Origin of the sequence: Flavobacterium sp. N1736 (assembly GCF_025947065.1) — a bacterium.
Taxonomy (GTDB): domain Bacteria; phylum Bacteroidota; class Bacteroidia; order Flavobacteriales; family Flavobacteriaceae; genus Flavobacterium.
Map to the genome: position 1 here is coordinate 58,079 of NZ_CP109994.1, position 20,745 is coordinate 78,823.

Sequence of the window (20,745 nt, forward strand, 5' to 3'; positions counted from 1 at the left end):
ACAAAAAATCAAAAAAATAATAAACAATAAACAGATTAAAGATGAAAAGAGGAATATTCATAATCGCAATTTTATTTTCGGTTCAAATGTTTTCGCAAGCCATTTACGAAGATGAGCGCTATGTACCGGAAACGGATCCGCTGGTGTTGAAAAACTTAGATGAATGGCAAGGCAAAAAATTCGGATTATTAATGCACTGGGGAACATACAGTGAATGGGGAATTGTAGAATCATGGTCTATTTGTCCTGAAGATTATGGATGGTGTGAGCGTAAAAAAGGAAGTAATCCGGGCAATTATAATGAATATGTAAAAGAATATGAGGGATTGAAAAAAACATTTAATCCGGTGAAATTTGATCCTGCAAAATGGGCAAAAGCCGCTAAATATGCGGGAATGAAATACATGGTTTTTACCACAAAACACCATGACGGATTTAATATGTACGATACTAAATATTCTGATTATAAAGTAACTGACAAAGAATGTGCTTTTAGTACAAACCCGAAAGCCAATATTGCGAAAGAAATTTTTAATGCTTTTAGAGCCGAAAATATTTCAACGGGAGCTTATTTCTCTAAACCGGACTGGCATAACGAAAATTACTGGGATCCGTATTTTCCTCCTTTTGACAGAAACGTAAATTATGATCCGTCTTTATATCCTGAAAAGTGGCAGAAATATGTTGATTTCACGCACAATCAAATCTTAGAATTATTATCTGATTACGGAAAAATCGATATTTTATGGTTAGATGGCGGATGGGTTAGAAAAAGAGACCAACAAAACTTAAAAGAAAACTATGATGAAAAGTTTGCTGAAAACGAATCAAAAAATGGTTTTATCAAACACAGAGTTGTAGATCAGGATCCTAAAATGGACGAATTGGTTGTAAAAGCACGCCAGAAACAACCGGGATTAATTGTTGTGGACAGAGCGGTTCACGGAAAAAACCAAAATTATTTAACTCCGGAAGGTCGTGTTCCGGCTAAAACGCTGCCTTATCCTTGGGAGTCTTGTATTACTTCCGGCGGAGGCTGGTCTTATTCTCCAAATGCGACTTACTTAACAGGAAGACAAGGAATTCATATGTTGGTTGACATTGTAGCAAAAGGCGGAAATTTATTACTGAACGTTGCTCCAAGTCCGGAAGGAGAATGGCAGCAGGGCGCTTATGATTTATTGACAGCTTATGGCGACTGGATGAAAGTAAACAGTACGGCGATTTACAACACAAAACCGATTGAACCTTTTAAAGAAGAAAATATTTGTATGACGCAAAACAAAACCGGAAACGTATTCTTGTTTTATTTGGCGAAAGACGGAGAAGCTAAAATTCCTGCAGAAGTGACAGTGAAATCGATCAATCCAAAAAAAGGAACAAAAATTACTATGTTAGGTTCTAATACTTCCTTGAAATGGACCAAAGAAGCAGCAGGATTTAAAGTTGTAATTCCGGAAAGTTTAAGAAACAATTTGCCTTGTAAAGAAGCATGGACCTTAAAAATCGAAGCTATTAACAGATAGAAAAAATATGTTTTCAATAAAAAAAATATTCCCAAAAACAGCATGTACTTTTTGCATGCTGTTTTTTAGCATAATCATTTTTGCACAAGAACCCGCAGATTTTGTAAACCCATTTATTGGAACTTCTAATTACGGAGCCACTTTTCCGGGACCAATTGCGCCAAGAGGAATGGCGAGTATTAGTCCGTTTAATGTTGCTGGCAAACAAAATAAATTAGAAAAAGACAGTCAGTGGCTTTCTAATCCGTATGTAAATGAAAATAATTTTTTAACCGGATTTAGTCAGGTTAATATAAGCGGCGTTGGCTGTCCTGAACTGGGTGTTTTATTATTAATGCCAACAACGGGAGCTGTAGAAACCAATCATTTAAAATACGGTTCAACGTACAAAAACGAAGTTGCAAAAGCAGCGTATTACAGCGTAGATATTGATAAATACAATGTAAAAGCAGAGTTTACAGCATCAAAAAGAGTGGGTGTAAGCAAATTTACTTTCCCAAAAGGGCAATCCAATATTTTACTGAATCTTGGTTTAGGTTTAACCAATGAAGAAGGCGCGATGGTAAAAGTGGTTTCGTCGACAGAAATTGAAGGAATGCGTTCTGTAGGTTCGTTTTGTTATAACAGTCCCGAAGATGCATATCCGGTTTATTTTGTAGCTAAATTTTCGAAACCGGCGAATAAATTCGGCGTTTGGAAAAAAACATCAAAATATGAAGGTGTCGAAGCGCAATGGATGGGATATAACGGCAAAACCAGAATGATGGATAATACCATTAAAACGGTTGTTGGCGACAGTATTGGAACGTATTTTACATATCAGTTTGATAAAAAAGAAAGCGTTGAGGTAAAAATTGGAGTTTCGTACGTAAGCATTGCAAACGCCCGTGAAAATCTGGAAAAAGAAACCGGAAACAAATCGTTTGAAGCCGTTTATAAAGACACTTACAACGAATGGAACGAAGAGCTTTCGAAGATTATGGTTGAAGGCGGTTCAAAAGATGAGAAAACAATTTTTTACACGGCATTATATCACACCTTAATTCATCCTAATATTTTAAATGATGTCAATGGAGAATATCCGGTAATAAAAAGAAGCAAGATTGAAAAAACCGAAGGCACGCGTTATACCGTATTTTCTTTGTGGGATACGTATCGAAACATGCATCCGTTAACGTCTTTAGTATATCCAAAACAACAATCGGATATGATAAAAAGCATGTTGGAAATGTATGATGAAAACGGCTGGCTGCCAAAATGGGAATTAAATTCAACAGAAACATTCACCATGGTTGGCGACCCCGCAAGTATTGTTATAGTCGATGCGTGCTTAAAGGGAATTCAGGATTTTGATATTTACAAAGCGTACTATGCGATGTTAAAAGGAGCAGATCAAATGGAAGAAAATCCGTTGCGTCCGGGACTAAAAGAATATGTCGAAAAAGGGTATTTGTCGACTAATTACCGTGGTCCCGTTTCTACAACTTTAGAATATAATACGTCAGATTATGCGATTTCACTTTTGGCAAATGCTTTGGGTAAAAAAGACGATTACAAGCGTTTTACGAAACGTTCATTATCCTACCAAAAATTATTTGATAAAGATTTAAAATTGCTTCGGCCAAGAACCGCTAACGGAAAATGGTATGAACCTTTTGATCCTGACTCAGGCGCAAATTTTCAGGAAAATGTTGGTTTTATAGAAGGCAATGCGTGGCAATATGCTTTTATGGTGCCGCATGATATAAAGGGATTAATGAAATTAATGGGCGGCGAAAAAGCGTTCTCTGATCAATTACAAAAAGTTTTTGACAGCAAACAATTTGATATGGCAAACGAGCCGGATATTGCTTATCCTTATTTATTTAATTATGTAAAAGGAGAGGAATGGAAAGCACAGGAAATGGTTAAAAAACTGGTGAACGAATATTTTCAAAACAAACCAAACGGATTACCCGGAAATGACGATACAGGAACAATGTCTGCCTGGTTGGTTTATTCCATGATGGGAATTTACCCCATATCGCCGGGAGACCCAATTTATACCATTACAGCACCAATGTTTCATAGAGTAACGATCAAATTAGATCCAAAATATTATAAAAAAGAAAGTATTGTAATTGAAAGACAAATCAATAATGATGGAAAAATCAATTCGATAGAACTAAACGGGAAACCACTTAACAGCTTCTTTATTTCGCATGATGATTTTGTAAATGGAACAATGCTAAAAGTGATTCAAAATTAAAAACAACACAACTATGTTACAAGTAAGAATTAAAAAAACAGCCATTATTCTCGTAATGGCTGTTGGTTTTTTTAACCAAAGCTATGCGCAGAAAAAATATCCTTATCAAGATGCAAAATTACCTGTTGAAGATAGGGTAAAAGACTTGTTAAGCCGAATGAGTCTGGAGGAAAAAGCACGCCAGATGGATATGTACAAAGGAGAATTTTTTAAGGAAAAAGAAGATTTCTCTAAATCAAAATCAGATGCCAAAATTGGAAATTTAGGAATTGGAGCGATTCATGATCTTTATCCGCGTTCGGCAAAAATGATCAATGATCTTCAAAGTGAGGTTATTAAAAATAACAAATGGGGAATTCCTGCGCTTATTATGTGCGAGATGCTGCACGGATATCTGGATGACGGAAGCACGGCTTTCCCAATGAATATTGGTTTAGGCGCAACCTGGGATACGGGCATAATGGACAAAGTAGGTAAAGTAATTGCTACTGAAGCCAGAGCACACGGCGTTCATTTTGGTTTAGGACCAAATTTAGATCTTGGTCGCGAACCACGTTGGGGAAGGGTTGCTGAAACTTTTGGCGAAGATGCTTATTTAAACAGTGAAATTGGTTTGGCAATGATTAAGGGAATGCAGGGCGATGATTTAAAATCAGATCGTACTATCATTTCAGAACCAAAACACTTTGCCGTTCACGGGATTCCGCAAGCGGGAGGAAATTCGTCTCCAATTTTGGTGGGAGAACGTTCGGCTCGTGAAGATCATCTTCCATCATTTGAAAAAGCATTTAGAAAAGGCGGTGCGTTAGGAACTATGTGCGCTTATTCTGAATTAGACGGTATTCCGTGTGCAGCAAATCATTGGTTACTGACTGATGTTTTAAGAAAAGAATGGGGTTTTAAAGGAATTGTAGTTTCAGATTTAGGGGCGATAAAATACCTGCAAACAACGCATTATGTAACTAATTCTCCAAAAGAAAGTGTGAGAACTGCAATTGCTGCGGGAGTTGACATGCAGTTTTATGATTTTACAAATGAGTTTTGGCAACAAAGTATCATTGAATTGGTAAACGAAAAAAAACTGACAATGGAGCAAATTGATCGTGCTGCCGGCGGTGTTTTAAGACTTAAATTTTTATTGGGATTATTTGAAAATCCGTACACAGATAAAAACTTAATTAAAGAACGTTTTCATACAAAAGAAAATCAGGATATCGCTTTAGAAGCGGGTCGTAAATCTATTATTTTATTGAAAAATGATAACAATATTCTGCCTTTAAGCAAAGATATAAAAACAGTTGCTGTTATCGGACCAAATGCTGATGCGTCAAGATTAGGCGGATATGCGGTAAAAAATAAAGTAGGAACTACGGTTCTGGAAGGTATTAAACAAGTTGCAGGTGCAAAAACAAATATACTTTATGAAGAAGGTGTTCCTTTAATTGTAAAAGGACAAATTATTCCGTCGAAATATTTATTTACGCCCGATGGATCTCAAAACGGGTTAAAAGGAGAATATTTTAATAACAGAAATGTTGAAGGAAATCCGGTATTGACGCGTATTGACAGTCAGTTAGAATTTGACTGGCCGTGGTCTCCGGGCGATGGCGTTACAGATGATGATTTTTCTATTCGCTGGACGGGTTATATTCAATCAGAAAAAGCATTTGACGGCTGGTTGGGTTTAAGTTCTGATGACGGAATCAGAATGTGGGTTGATGATCAGTTGGTTATTGACAACTGGACGAAAGGTGCTACAAGTATGGTTACGACTCCAAAAAATATCGAAGCCGGAAAAAAATACAAAGTCCGCATAGAAATGTGGGAAGGCGGCTGGGGAGCCAGAGCGCACTTGCGTTGGAATCTTGAAAAAGTAAACTTTCAGCCGGCGATCGATATTGCTAAAAAAGCAGATGTTGCGATTGTGGTTTTGGGAGAATCAAATGAATTGGTGGAAGAAAACAGAGATGTTGCAAGTTTAGATTTACACGGAATGCAGCAGGAACTGATCGAAGCGATTCAAAAAACAGGAACTCCGGTAGTTTGCGTGTTGTTAAACGGACGTCCGCTTTCGACAAACTGGATCAGCGAAAATATTCCGGCTCTTGTAGAAGCGTGGTTTCCGGGTGAAGCAGGAGGAAGAGCTGTTGCCGATGTTTTGTTTGGAGATTATAATCCGGGTGGAAGATTACCCATTACAGTTCCAAAATCTGTTGGGCAGCTACCTATATATTATAACCAAAAACCATCTGCGATTCACAGATATGTTTCAGAGAGTGAAAACCCGCTTTACACATTTGGTTACGGTTTAAGTTATACCAAGTTCGAATATTCAAATTTCGCCATCAATACCAAAGAAATTAAAACTGATGGTGAATTAAAAATAAGTGTTGATGTTAAAAATACAGGAAACTACGACGGCGATGAGGTTGTACAATTGTATATCAATGATGTTTACAGCAGCGTAACAACTCCAAAGAAAACATTAAAAGGTTTCAAAAGAATTTTTATCAAAAAAGGAGCAACGCAACATGTAGAATTTACATTGACTTCTGACGAATTATCGATTTGGAACAGGGAAATGAAAAGGGTTGTTGAACCTGGAGACTTTGAAGTTATGATTGGTGGAAATTCTACTGATTTACAAAAGTTAAATTTTAATGTAATCGATTAACTTTTCGATGAGCGGTACCGAAAAATATTTAGTGTTTTAAGTGTTTTGATTAGAATTCTTTTATGAAATTAACAAAACACAAAGATTAATAACATGTAACCCAAGAAAACGTAAGGATTTTAATAGTAAAATAAGGTGTTTTAAGCAAAAGTTTGACCAACACCTTTTCAAAGCTGTCATTTGTCGAAATAATGATTTAGTTAACAACCGGATCCTTAAATTTAACATGTTATTAACTCAAAAAACAACCTATATGATTAAAGACGTACTAAAATTATTGTTGGTAGTTTGCTTGTTTGGATTCCAAACTATTCAGGCACAAACTTCAACAGTAAAGGGAATGATAACAGATGCTTCAAGCGGAATTCCGATCCCTGGAGCAAATGTTGTCGTTAAAGGGACAAAAACAAGTGTATCTACAGATTTTGATGGTAAATACAGTATCAATGTTCCAAATCAATCAGCAGTTTTGATTTTCTCTTATGTTGGTTCAGCATCAAAAGAGATTCCGGTTTCAGGACAAACTACTCTTAATGTAACTTTAGGTGCAGATACGCATCAGTTGGGCGAGGTAGTAGTAACTGCTCTTGGTATTAAAAGAGAGAAAAAAGCGGTTACTTATTCGGCTCAGAACATTGACGTAGCCGAGGTTTCTCAGGCAAGGTCTTTAAACGTTGCCAATTCACTTTCAGGTAAAGTTGCGGGACTTAACTATTCTACTACTTCAAATGGTGTAGGTTCTTCATCAAGAATTACTTTAAGAGGTAACAGGTCTCTTAACGGTAACAACCAGCCTTTATATGTAGTAGATGGTGTGCCAATTAGTAACGGAACTACAACTGGTAATCCTGATATTGATACAGGAGGAACAACTCAGCCAGACGGTATTTCGAATATTAACCCTGAAGATATTGCTTCGATGACTGTTCTTAAAGGACCATCTGCAGCTGCACTTTACGGAAACAGAGCGAGTAATGGTGTTATCATTATTACTACTAAATCAGGAAAAGCAGGTAAAACTTCAGTTTCGTTGTCATCTAATTTTATGGCTTCTACGGCTTACAATTTAACAAATTTCCAAAACGAGTATGGTCAGGGAAATGGAGGCGTTTACAATCCTATTTCTGTATCAAGCTGGGGAGGAAAGTTAGACGGAAGTCAGGTTTCGGCATGGCAATTAGCTCGTAATCCTAATTATGCAGGACCAGCGACTACAAGTTATTCTCCGCAGCCAAACAACGTTATTGACTTTTACAAAACAGGTTATAACTTAGCAAATACATTGTCTATTACTACAGGAAACGAAAAAGCGCAAGGGTATTTCTCTTACACAAACACTCGTGCTGAAGGTATAGTTCAGGGTAATGCTTTAGACAGACACAATCTTAACTTGAGATTGACAAGTAAATTATCTGATAAATTCTCTTTGGATGTAAAAACAAACTACATCGTTCAAAACATTGATAATTTATTAAGAACTGGTGAAGAATCTATTGGTACATCTGCTTATTTATTACCTCGTAGTATTAAATTTAATGAGTACAGAGATTTTGAATATACAGATCCTTCAGGTCAATTACAAACCAATTATTTTATTGACGAAGCCGGTTCTCCGGGTGGAAACCCTTACTGGTCTGCATTACGTGATGATTCGCGCGATGATAAAAGAAACAGATTTATTGGTCTTGCCTCTCTTAAATATGATATTACAAGTACTTTAAGTTTACAGGTAAGAGGTGGTTTAGATCAAATGACGAACAAAAATGTTAGAAACAGATATGCTACAAGAGCATTTAACAACAACTTAGGTTCTTATAGCGAATCTACAGAATTGGTAAGTGAATTTAATACGGATGCATTACTTTCTTACAAAGAGAAATTTGGAGATTTTACAATTGGTTTGAATGCCGGTGCCAACATGTTGAAACAGTCTAGTTCTGCATTAACATCTGGTGGAGTTTTAAGCAAAAGAAACTATTTTTCTTTAATCAATGTTTCGACTGTTACATCTACTTCAACAATGTCAGAGAAACAAGTTAACTCTGTTTACGGATTCTCTCAAATTGGTTTCAGAAACTATTTATTCTTAGATATCACAGCCAGAAATGACTGGTCATCTGCATTGCCTGAGCAAAACAGATCTTTCTTTTATCCATCAGCAGGTCTTTCAGCAGTAATCTCTGACATGGCTACATTGCCGGAAGTTATTAGCTTTGCTAAAGTAAGAGCTTCTTACGCAAAAGTGGGTAACGATACAGATCCTTACCAAACAAGTTCTCAATTATCATACATTGGTGGTAATGGCGGTATGTTATATTCTCAAACTACAGCTGCAAACCCGAACCTGAAACCAGAGATGTCAAGTTCATCAGAGTTTGGTGCAGATGTTAGATTCTTTAAAAATCGTTTAGGATTAGATTTCACGTATTTCCAGACAAAAACGTCAGATCAGATTTTCTACATCAACACGCCGGAATCTTCTTCAACATCAAGAGCGGTATTAAACGGAGGAGATATTCAAAACAAAGGTATTGAGCTTACGCTTACTGCAACTCCTGTTCAAACAGAGAATTTCTCTTGGGATATTATGGCGAATTATGCCTCTTATAAATCAAAAATCACATCTATCTATGATAACAGACAAGAATTGGTTATTGGTGATGGAAGGTTAGTTAGAAGCAAAGTAGTTTTGGGTGGAGAATATGGTGATTTATACATCAAAGGATTCCAAAGAACTGCAGACGGACAAATGATTGTAAACTCTGCGGGTATTCCTTTAGCTACAGATGATTTTAGTGTTCGTGCGGGTAACTTTAACCCGGACTGGACTGCAGGTTTTAAAAATAATTTCAAATACAAAGATTTTTCACTAAGTTTCCTTGTTGATTTTAGAATTGGTGGAGAAGTTATTTCTTATACACAAGCCAGAGAAGCAGGTTTAGGTGTAAGTGATGTGACTTTAGCAGGCAGAGAAGGCGGAATTGTTGTTCCCGGGGTTGTTGCAAGCGGCGGAACGTATGTTCCTAATACGACAAGTATTACTGCAGAACAATACTGGACAGCAATTGGACAAAGAACTCCTGTGGCAGAACCTTTTATTTATGATGCTACAAACATCAGATTAAGAGAACTTGTTTTCGGATATTCATTACCAAAACGTATGTTGCTAAATACCGGATTTGCAAGTATTGATTTTTCAGTAGTAGGAAGAAATTTATTCTTTTTCCTTAACGAAGCTAAATACTTTGATCCTGAAGCAGGAGCAGGTACAGGAAACTTGCAGGGTATTGAATCTTTCAATATTCCTTCAACAAGAGAGTATGGTGTTAACGTAAGGTTTGGATTTTAATTTTAATTTAAAAAAGAGAGATATAATATGAAAAATTATAAAATTAAAACAATAGGAGTTGTCATGTCGATGCTCGCTGTTTTTTCAAGCTGTACACAGGATTTTAATGATATAAATACCAATAAAAATACCTTAACAGAAGATCAGTTAGACCAGACTCTTGCAGGTCCGGCGTTTGCATCAGCATTATACGCCGGAATTCACAACGGTTCTTATTCTTCTCCCGGAGTTGATGATCAGGGAACCTGGGGTATTGCAACAGGTATTTTGCCATCAACGTTTACACAATATCTTAGTTGTGGATACGGTACAGAAAGAAATGCTTTCGTAAATGGTTATGAAGGTCGCGGATGGTTACGTTTTTACACCGTTGCTGTACCGGCATTAAACAATGCTATTAAAGCAGCTGAAGGAAATGCTGAAGCACTTGCCGTATTAAAAATATGGAAAGTATTCATGTTCAATCAAATGGTAGATGCTTACGGTCCAATTCCTTATACAGAAGCTGGAAACAAAAAAGAAAAAGTACCTTATGATAGTGTACAATTTATCTACACAGACTTTTTTAAATTGTTAGACGAAGCAAATGCTACACTTAACAGTACAACTGCAACTACAGTTTCTATATTACAGCCAAATGACAGAGTATATGGTGGAAATGTTGCAAACTGGAAAAGATTTGGAAACAGTATGAGATTGCGTTTAGCATTAAGAATTTCAGACATTGATCCTGCAAAAGGAAAAACTCAGGCAGAAGCTGCAGTAGCAGCGGGAGTTATAGAAACTAATGAGCAAAGTGCTACTTTTAAAGTTAGTAATATTACACCAAACAACATGAACATGATTGTTAATGCCTGGGGTTACTACATGACAGCTTCTATGGAAAGTTTACTTGTAGGATATGATGATCCTAGATTAGCAAAATGGTTTGCACCGGTTAATCCTACAGCTTTACCGGCAGATCAAATATATAGAGGCCGACCAGTTGGAGGTTTAGACGGACAATTTGGTACAACAACTTTCTCTATGTTTAATAACGATGTATTAGGAAGCGGTTCTAACGGAACTCTTAGCGAAACTAAAAACATTGAAATCTTCATGGCATCTGAAAATTATTTAAGCAGAGCCGAAGGAGCATTGAACGGATGGAATATGAACGGTACTGCACAAGGTTTATACGAGCAGGGTATTGCATTGTCATTGAGACAATGGGGCGTTACAGATGCAAATGCAATTGCTGATTATATTGCAGGAACATCTACACCGGCTATACCAAATGCTGCAACTATTTACCCAACTTTAGGTTTACAAACAGTTCCGGTTACACTTCCTGTAGCATGGGATGCTTCTGTAGCAAACCAACGTACGCAAATTGCAGTTCAAAAATATTTAGCAATATTCCCTGAATCTTGGGAAGCATGGGCTGACTTACGCAGAAGTGATGCAAAAGTAATCTATCCGGTACTTAACACAGATAATGTTGATCCAGGAGTAGGGAAAAGCTTAATGAAACGTGTAATCTTTGTTACAAACGAATATTCTTCAAACAGAGACGCCGTTACAGATGCGATCACAAAACTTGGAGGTCCGGACTCTGGAGGAACAAAACTTTGGTGGGACATCAAATAAATAAAAATTAAGTAAAGATAAAGAGATTCGTTACTTATAGATAAAAGGAGAGGTAACTCTCCTTTTGTTTTATACGTCTATTTCTAAAATAGACAAACACAAACAATAAGAACAAAAAATAATACATAAATGAGTATCTCAAAAACAACATCCTCATCAAACCAAACCAACACATTAATACCAATACTAATTATTGCCGGACTATTTTTCATTTTTGGATTTGTAACCTGGATTAATGGCGCATTAATCCCGTTTATGAAAACGATAAACGAATTAACATCTGCACAATCACTTTTAGTAGCATCGGCATCTTATATTTCATTTGTTGTTATGGCTTTGCCGGCATCTTATATTCTCACAAAAATTGGATATAAAAAAGGAATGTCGTTAGGATTATTTGTCATGGCAGCGGGAGCTTTAATATTTATTCCCGCTGCAGAAGCAAGAACATACTGGATGTTTTTGACAGGAATTTTTATTCAGGGAACCGGAATGACATTATTGCAAACGGCATCAAATCCATATATTACCATTCTTGGCCCAATTGACAGCGCCGCAAAAAGAATCGCTATTATGGGAATTTCGAATAAAATTGCAGGAGCTTTAGGTTCCCTTATTTTTGGCGCCATTTTATTATCAGGAATAGACGAAATTCAACAAAAAATAAGCGTTGTAAGTGCCACAGAAAAAGGACAATTATTAAACACAATGGCAGACAGCGTTGTAACTCCATACCTGATAATGGCTGTCGTTTTAGTTATTCTTGGAATATTAATAAGAAAAGCACCGTTGCCGGATGTTGAAGCCGCACCAATTGAAGAACCAAAAGAAGGCGAAACCACAAAAACAAGTATTTTTCAATTTCCGCATTTATGGCTCGGTGTATTAACCTTGTTTATGTATGTGGGTGTTGAGGTTATTGCAGGCGATACGATTATTGCTTATGGTATTTCGTTAGGATTTCCTGCTGCCGATGCTAAATTTTTTACAACATTTACATTAATGGCAATGGTAGGAACTTATATTTTGGGTGTATTTTTAATTCCCAGATTTATCACTCAGGCATTAGCTTTAAGAGTAAGTGCCATTTTAGGAATTGTATTTTGCTTTTGCATTGTTTTTACCGAAGGTTTTATCTCCATACTTTTTGTAGCTGCATTAGGAATTGCAAATGCACTTGTTTGGCCCGCAATATGGCCGTTAACGTTAAAAGGTTTAGGGAAATTTACCAAAACAGCTTCGGCATTATTAATTATGGCAATTTCCGGAGGCGCAATAATTCCGCCTTTATACGGTAAAATAGTAGATTTAAATAAAGCCGACATGATCGCTTTTGGAATCAATGATACTTTTGCAACCGCTCATGCAGCTACAGACGGATACTGGATTTTATTTCCATGTTATGTCATCATTTTATATTATGCCGTTTGGGGACATAAGTTGGGCTTAACAAAAAACAAAGCGTAGTAATTAAAATTAAAAATGAAATCTGAACTACATAATTATTCAGATTTCACCACTTTAATAACTTTTATAATACACAATGATTTCAAAAATTAATTCGATATTAATATTTCTTTTAGCATGCGTTTCCTGTACTTCGGTAAAACAGAAACCGCAAGCATATAATATCACAAATACCTTTATAACAGAAAAACCGGTTACGACTAATAGTCATGCTGCAACTTTGGTCGAAATAAAACCAAACGAAATCATGGCGGCATGGTTTGGCGGAAGTTACGAAGGAGCGAAAGACGTGGGAATCTATTTTTCGACCTATAAAAATAAAACATGGTCTGCACCTCAAAATCTGATAAAACCTTTAGTAAAAGAACGAGACACTTTAGCGTGTTGGAATCCGGTTTTATTTAAAGCAAAAAGCAAAACCTTGTATTTATTTTATAAAGTGGGGAAAAATCCAAGAGAATGGTTTGGCGCTATGATTGTTTCTAAAGATGACGGAACAACCTGGAGTAATCCCGAATATTTACCCGAAGGTATTTTAGGTCCAATAAGAAACAAACCAATCGAAGCAATTCCCGGTGTTATTTTATGCGGAAGCAGTACAGAAAGTGTCGAAAAAAACGAATGGAGAAGCCACGTTGAAACCTATACGGAAGCAACCGGAAAATGGGCCAAAATAAACATAGAAAACAATCAGAATTTTGATATAATCCAGCCCACATTTTTAATGCATTCAGATAAAATTCAGATGTTGTTTCGAAGCAAACACAATAAACTAATAACAAGCTGGTCTCCCGATAAAGGTCAAAATTGGAGTCAGACAGATAGTATTAATGTTGTAAATTCAAATTCAGGAATTGATGCTTTAACAATATCAAAAAAGTCTTTTTTATTGGTTAATAATCCGCTCAAACAAGGAAAAGACTGGTTTAACGGACGCAATGTATTAGACGTAGAACATTCTAAAGACGGAATTCATTGGCAAAAACTTTTCGACCTCGAATATCAGCCGGAAGGCGAATTTAGTTATCCCGCCATTATCCAGACATCAGATAAAAAAGTACATATTTTATATACTTATAATAGAAAATACATCAAACACGTTTCGTTTGAGTTGAATTAATTATGTAGTTGGCGATTTTTTTTTAACACATAGAAACATAGATTTTTTTTAGATATGAATAAAAAGAGAATGTAAAAGAAACCGGTTTCTCACACATAGTCCCGAAGCCTCGGGATGTGTTAATATAAGTGAAACGCCTTTTTTAAGCTATAAAAACTATGTTTCTATGTGTTAAATTAATTGCATTCAAGATTTTTAAACACATAGAAACATAGTTTTTTTTTAAGATATGAATAAAAAGAGAATGTAAAAAGAAACCAGTTTCTCACACATAGTCCCGAAGCCTCGGGATGTGTTAATATAAGTGAAACGCCTTTTTTAAGCTATATAAACTATGTTTCTATGTGTTAAAAACAATTAAACCTAACGGATTAAATAGTAAATCAAATTATGAAACTCGATCAAAATTTAAAATTTAAGATCTTATTAATATTTACAGTATTTGCCAATATAGTAGTTAATGCTCAAAATGATATTAGTGCTAAAACTTTTTACAAACACGATAAATATCTTTCTTCGGATAAAATGCAAGGTCGTTTTCCCGGAACAAAAGGCAATAATGAAGCAGCGGCTTATATTGAAAAACATTTTAAAAAATACGGTTTAAAAAAGTTCAGCGATAGTTATTACCAATCTTTCAATCTTTTTGTAAAAGAAGGATTGAACAAAGTAAAATCAGACAGTGTTAAAACTCAAAATGTTGTCGGTTATATCGAAGGTTCAGATGAAAAACTAAAAAATGAATACATGGTAATTGGCGCTCATTACGATCATTGGGGCTGGGGCGGACAAAATTCCGGGAGTAAAAAGAAAGATGAATTCGCTATTCATAACGGAGCAGATGATAATGCATCCGGAGTTTCGGCTTTGCTTTGTATTTTGGAAGAATTATCGAAAGCTAAAATTAAACCAAAACGAAGTATCATATTTATTTCCTTTAGCGGAGAAGAAGAAGGATTATTAGGATCTAAATATTTTGTAACCCATTTACCTGTCGAAAAAACTGCCGTAAAAGTAATGCTCAATATGGATATGGTAGGAAGATTAAATGCCGAAAAACAAATCTACATGGGAGGCGCCGGAACTTTCCCCGAAGGAGTCGAACTAATGAAAAAACTAGGAGAAAACAGCGGACTTAATCCCGTTATTCATGCCGGAGAAGTCGGCGGTTCTGATCATGTTTCGTTTTACAAATCCGGAATATCCGTTATAGGTTTCCATACCGGAGGACATCCGCAATATCATACTCCGGAAGACGATATTGATTTGATTAACAGTGACGGAGGGGCTTTGGTTGCGAGGTATATTTATAATGCTTTGGTTGAGATTGCGGATTACCCGGAGCTGTATTTTATTAATCAGGGTTAGACAAGTTATGAAATCAAAAAAGCAACTCTTTGAGTTGCTTTTTTGATTTTTGTTTGTGTATTAGTTTTAAGTGCTGAAAGTTAGGAGATATTGTAAAGTGTTTTATAAAGAACTTTTTGCTTTCTTCTGATTAGATAGCTGTTATTCTTATTTACCTAAAATGCCCAAAAAGTAATTCTCTTTTCGTTTGAGTTAAATCTTTTACAAAAAATATTTTCAGTACACTTTTCAGTATTCATCAACCATTTTTTTTGTCCCGAATTTAAATTATTAAAGTTTTTTATATGATAAACAAAAGTATTATCATCTACTATCATCTCAATCACATTTTCATTATGAACACTGCCATTTAATTTTTGTATGTTTAATGACTTAAAACATTTAATAAGATAATCTAACTTATTTGTGTTTACAATTATTGAAGTGTCTTTAACTAAACTACCATCTTCTATTTTATAAACATTTATTGTTTTATTATTTTTATAAAAATACTGATATTCATTGGTAGAAATAAGGAAACCGCCCCCTCTTGCTTCCATATCATAGCCATATAAATTTTTTATATAACTTTCCTTATTATAAAAACTATGGCATACATCTTCATTGTTTACTTTATTACAAAAAGTAAACAAGAAACAAAATAAATAAAAAATGTACTTTTTCATAATCTTTTAATGTTGATATATTATAGTTTGCCATTTACCATCAATATAATGTGTGTTATACCCTGTATGTATTGCTCTTTGGTCTGCTGCTGAATCTCCAAAAAAAGTAATTCTTTTGTAGAAAGCATCATCCCTAGGAGAATATTGTGAATTTTGATATTTGCCATTCCAAAAACCATTGAATTCAGAACCAAATTTAACATCTCCCCATGATATTCCAAGTTGTGACATAGATTGTGCCCAAGCAAAATTTCCAGCATCAGGATTATTGTATGCTATACCATTGAAAACATGAAGTTTTTTAGAGTAAAAATTATCTATATAGTCTAGACTTCCTCCACCTTGACTTTGGTAATAAATATATTTATACTTATCGATTATGCCTAGTTCTTTAGCAGGTCCAATCCCTTTGTCAATCATTCCTTGTAAATTTTCTTTGAAAAAGTTGAGATCTATTCCTGAAAGATATTGATAGTCTTCTTTGTCTAACTCAAATCTTGCAGCATCATCTTCATCATTGAATCTAAAGTTTACCCATTTATTATTTCCGCCAGCATATTGACCTCTACTTCCAAATAATAAGTTGTGCCACCAAACATCATGATCTACTCCAATATAATCTCCTGATTCATTAAAACGAATATTTTTAGCGCCATCAGGATCAACTCCAGAAATAGGATTGTTACCCATCCCTAAATAAAGAGATGCATATTGACCAGCGGGGTCAGTAGACAGCCATCTTCCAATTCTACCATCCCAAAGACGCAACTTAAAAGCTTCCATCCCAGTTTCCTTGTCAAATTCTTGCCCCTGAAAGGCGTAACGATAATTACTTAAAGAGTTGCGAGTTGGTAATTGCTCTCCAAAAGGGTAATAATCAGCATAAGATTTAATTACCGGGACAGCACCTTGTTTTTCTATTACCGCTCTTACATTGCCTAAGTGATCTGTAATTTCATAACTGCTTTTAGCACTTGGTTTATTATACACGCCTAAACGACTTAAACCATAAATTGGTAAATCGGTTTGAGTTATACTTCCTCCGGATGGCAGGTTATAAACAGCTATTGGATTCCCTGATAAGTCCACTGCATAAAAAGTTGTATTTTGTAAGGTAAAGTTTGTTGTATCATAACTTTCTTTTGCAATTCTCTGTCCTCTTTCATTGTAAAAGAACTTTACTAAAGTATTTGGACCTTTTTTCACTTCTGTCACTAATCCTTTCGTATTGTAAAAATAAAACAAATTTTCAGAAACATTTTGTCTTAATTGTCCAATATTATCATAAATATAATTTCCTTGTGCCTGATTTTCAATATCATTCACATCGGCAGTTACGGCTGCGCTTTCGGTAATACTATTTAGTTGGTTTCTGCCTGCATTCGTATAATTATAAGTCAAATTATCTACAACAGTTCCTGTTTCGTTGGTGCGTTGCAGTGTTCTTATATTTCCATTGGCATCATAGGTTAAGCCCTTTTCGGCTAAACTCGACGCAGGACTAATGGCAGCAGTTGCTGAATTGGTATTTCCAAAAGTAGCACTTGTTAACCAATTGTTGCGGTCATAATTATATAAATAGCCTTTTTGATTAGCAGAACTTCCAGAATAATCGCCTGCTATTCCTTTATTAGCCCAACGACTCGCTTTGATATTACCGTTATAATCGGCTCCAATTGTTGGCGAGGACGTGATATTTTTGCCTGTTCTTAAATAGTCACCATTATAATAATCTAATGTTAAACCAAATACATCGTTTGAGTCACCTCCGGGATCTTTACCGGCTTCTAAACTTGGATGATTAATACTTTTTAGCTGACCAGTTAGTGTATACACATAATCTAAACCTTGGGCTCCCTGAGCAATGTTTATTCGTTTTAGCTTACCAGTTTTGTAATAACTATAGTCAGCTTGTGTTGTAAAATTAATATTATCTGTTGAGGTTTCTACTTTTATTAAGACATTGTTTAAATCATAACTATATTGATGAACAAACATTTCATCTGCCTTGTTTTTATGAAACAGTGCTTTTTTGATATTGCCTCTATAATCGTATTCATAATTAATGGTTTTTGCTCCTAAGCCTTCATTATATTGCACTATCCATTCAACTCTGCCATAAATATCATAACTATACCAGGTAATTGCAGAAATACCTGTTGCGGATGATGTGTAAGTTACTGCAACATTTCCTGAAAGATTATTTTGAGGAGAATACTCCCAGATTCCAATTCCCTGAGATCTAAGAACCGCCGTTAAAGTTAAATTAGTTGGTAATTGAGATATATCTTCACTATCATAAATTGTATTAGATCGCTCTGATTTTCTATAGGAAAAATAACCCGGATCCTCAATTTCGGTTGTTAAGGGCCAAATACCATCAAAATTAATGACAGCTCCACGATCATTAACATTATTATATACACCACTTTCTACTGGTCTTCCCATGCTATCATAATCGGTGTACGATGCAAATTGATTGTTTATCGCCTGAAGCGCATTTTGAGAGAAACGTATTTGTCCATCTTTTCTATAGGCAAATTTACTAATACCTGCGTCCGGACTGGAAGTCTCGATTAGTTGCCCTAAGGCATTATATTTATAGGTAGATACAAAGTCTGTAGAAGTCATGTGTGTAGGCGTTCCTACAACATTACTAGTAGTTGTATAACCATTTGGCTGTATAGATCTAATTAATTGACCGGTTTTGTTATAAACATTAACAGCAAAATCATAATAATTTACGCTGTATGATATTCCTAAACCGCCGCTTTGGCCGGCTACGCCTCCATCAAATTGAATTATGTAGGTGTCGTAATCTTTAACAGGAGGATCAATTGCTACAATTCTATAGGCATTTCCTCCAACAAATGAAGAACTTGTTATTGGAGTAATCTCCAATCCTGTTTTTAAATCATAAGCTTTGTAAAGTGAATTATTTTGTATTAGAGATATTTGAGAAGATTGTATTCCTTTTGGAATATGTACATCTACATAACCCTGTGTGCCTATAAGGGATACAACGGGATAACTTGTTGCTCCTCCGGAACGAGCAGTAGCTAAAGGTTTCCCTTCACCATCAGTAAAAGTAACATTCTCATTTCCATTTGGGTCAACTGTAACTGTTTTAAAGTATTTACTAATAACTATTTCTTTACCACCAAATGTATATCCGTCAAAATAATCAGACCCATATACATAATACATTTCTTGTGCCGCAGGAACAGTGTAGGAGTAACCTGTTCTCCAGTCTCCATTTATTTTATTACCACTTACTGCATTTATTACATTTCCGGGATTTAGATTATCATAGTTTTTTTGAATAAAGGGCTGAGCTGCTGTTGCCTGATACGGTTCATCTGTATTATTATCACTATAGTAATTGCCTAAATTTGTACTAAGCGTATTATCCGGAAAGGTCATAGATGTGGCCGTAAAAACACCGCCACCTGTTGAAGTGGCATTAAATCCATCTTGCAACAAGATTGTTTTAGCTTTAAAACTCACTGTTAAACCTGGATTTATAGTAGAAACGCCCAAAATAAAATCACTTGCCTGTACCGTTTTACTAGTAGTAGTAGGACTTGTAACAGTTAATGAATTTGGTAATACGCTGGCACTGATTTCTTCAGGTGTTTTAAAGAAATTCGTTTTATCAAAAGTAGATAGGGGTGATGGAGCTATAAAAGATATTTTATCCGGTCTGGCAAAATTATCATAAGTAATCTCTGTACCCCAAATTTTATTAGTAACATAATCTTTAGATAAACTTACATTTGATTTTGCTAAATCATCAAAATAGGATCTGTTTTGACTTATTATATTTCCTTTACTATCATAGGATACATCGTGAATCCAGTTATTAAGTTTGTCATTAGGAACATCTAAAGCTAAACGTTCGTTAAGGTCTCTTGAAACATTCATGGAACAATTTCCAGGAAGGATAGGAGTTGTGTAGGTGTAAAAAACTAACCAGTTAGATTCAATTTTGGCACCAAAATTAGTGTTGTTTCCGTTATATTTTATAGTTCCTAAATCTGTATTTGGAACTATAGTACTTCCTAAACTTACAATTTGACCAGTTTTAAGTACGCAGTTTGCATCCCATCCTCCGCTTAAAGTAAGTGTTGCTTTACTGTAATGGATGTCGATTGTACCACCGGCACTTCCGCCACCTGAAGGGCTACAGGTGAAAATTCCCTGAAAAGGATAAGAATAAACTGCTCCATTAAGTGGACCTGTTCCATCAGGAAGATCTGCAGAAAGCGTAGTATTAACACCCGTAAAGTAAAAGGGAGAATAAAAAACCAATGCATTATTTTCAATTTTAGCATAAAATCCATTAAATGTCTTTCCGTCTGCCAATGTTATTGGTCCCAATTCCATATTTGGAACAGTGGGTGAAACATTTAAATTTTTTATTACGCCCACTTTCATTTGTTGTGGAGACCACGAACCTATTAATGTAAGTGTAAGGATATTATTTTTTATAGTTAAAGTTCCGCTACCCGCCCCAGATGTTGTTTTAATTAAATCTGAGGTCACTAAATTAATTGTAGTATCAGGATAATTGACCTGATCTGTCAAATGATAAGACATTATTTCTTTATTCCCCTCTGGTAAAGAAGGATTAGCAAAAACAATAACAGGTAATAAAATTAAATAATATATAAATATTTTCATCTTTTTAGAGTTAGTT

General features: G+C 35.4%; 10 protein-coding genes. 8 read left to right on the forward strand and 2 right to left on the reverse strand.

What is annotated here, in order from left to right:
* The first annotated feature begins 41 nt into the window (after nt 1–41).
* The 8 genes from OLM54_RS00225 to OLM54_RS00260 all read left to right on the forward strand — a co-directional run bounded on the left by OLM54_RS00225 (nt 42) and on the right by OLM54_RS00260 (nt 15,381).
* Complete coding sequence (locus OLM54_RS00225; RefSeq protein ID WP_264536615.1) at nt 42–1,526, forward strand: alpha-L-fucosidase; 1,485 nt, start codon at nt 42–44, stop codon at nt 1,524–1,526.
* Between the two features lie 7 nt (nt 1,527–1,533).
* Nucleotides 1,534–3,774 (forward strand): GH92 family glycosyl hydrolase, encoded by a 2,241-nt coding sequence (locus tag OLM54_RS00230; RefSeq protein WP_264536616.1) that lies wholly within the window; start codon nt 1,534–1,536, stop codon nt 3,772–3,774.
* Between the two features lie 13 nt (nt 3,775–3,787).
* On the forward strand, nt 3,788–6,448 hold the full coding sequence (locus OLM54_RS00235; RefSeq protein WP_264536617.1) for a glycoside hydrolase family 3 protein: 2,661 nt from the start codon (nt 3,788–3,790) through the stop codon (nt 6,446–6,448).
* Between the two features lie 253 nt (nt 6,449–6,701).
* Nucleotides 6,702–9,797 carry a SusC/RagA family TonB-linked outer membrane protein gene (locus OLM54_RS00240; RefSeq protein WP_264536618.1) on the forward strand — a complete coding sequence of 1,032 codons (3,096 nt, stop codon included), beginning with the start codon at nt 6,702–6,704 and terminating at the stop codon, nt 9,795–9,797.
* Between the two features lie 27 nt (nt 9,798–9,824).
* Nucleotides 9,825–11,426, forward strand: coding sequence for a SusD/RagB family nutrient-binding outer membrane lipoprotein (locus OLM54_RS00245; protein WP_264536619.1), 1,602 nt, complete (start codon nt 9,825–9,827; stop codon nt 11,424–11,426).
* Nucleotides 11,427–11,555: 129 nt separating this feature from the next.
* The gene (locus tag OLM54_RS00250; RefSeq protein WP_264536620.1) at nt 11,556–12,893 is read left to right on the forward strand and encodes a sugar MFS transporter; all 1,338 of its coding nucleotides are present in this window, start codon (nt 11,556–11,558) and stop codon (nt 12,891–12,893) included.
* A 76-nt stretch (nt 12,894–12,969) separates the two neighbouring features.
* Nucleotides 12,970–14,013, forward strand: coding sequence for a sialidase family protein (locus OLM54_RS00255; RefSeq protein ID WP_264536621.1), 1,044 nt, complete (start codon nt 12,970–12,972; stop codon nt 14,011–14,013).
* Between the two features lie 390 nt (nt 14,014–14,403).
* Nucleotides 14,404–15,381, forward strand: coding sequence for a M20/M25/M40 family metallo-hydrolase (locus tag OLM54_RS00260; protein ID WP_264536622.1), 978 nt, complete (start codon nt 14,404–14,406; stop codon nt 15,379–15,381).
* Nucleotides 15,382–15,536: 155 nt separating this feature from the next.
* On the opposite strand, the gene OLM54_RS00265 is transcribed toward OLM54_RS00260, so the two are convergent.
* Nucleotides 15,537–16,046, reverse strand: a complete 510-nt coding sequence (locus OLM54_RS00265; protein ID WP_264536623.1) for a hypothetical protein — start codon at nt 16,044–16,046, stop codon at nt 15,537–15,539.
* A 6-nt stretch (nt 16,047–16,052) separates the two neighbouring features.
* Nucleotides 16,053–20,729 (reverse strand): RHS repeat domain-containing protein, encoded by a 4,677-nt coding sequence (locus tag OLM54_RS00270; RefSeq protein ID WP_264536624.1) that lies wholly within the window; start codon nt 20,727–20,729, stop codon nt 16,053–16,055.
* Nucleotides 20,730–20,745: the final 16 nt, after the last annotated feature.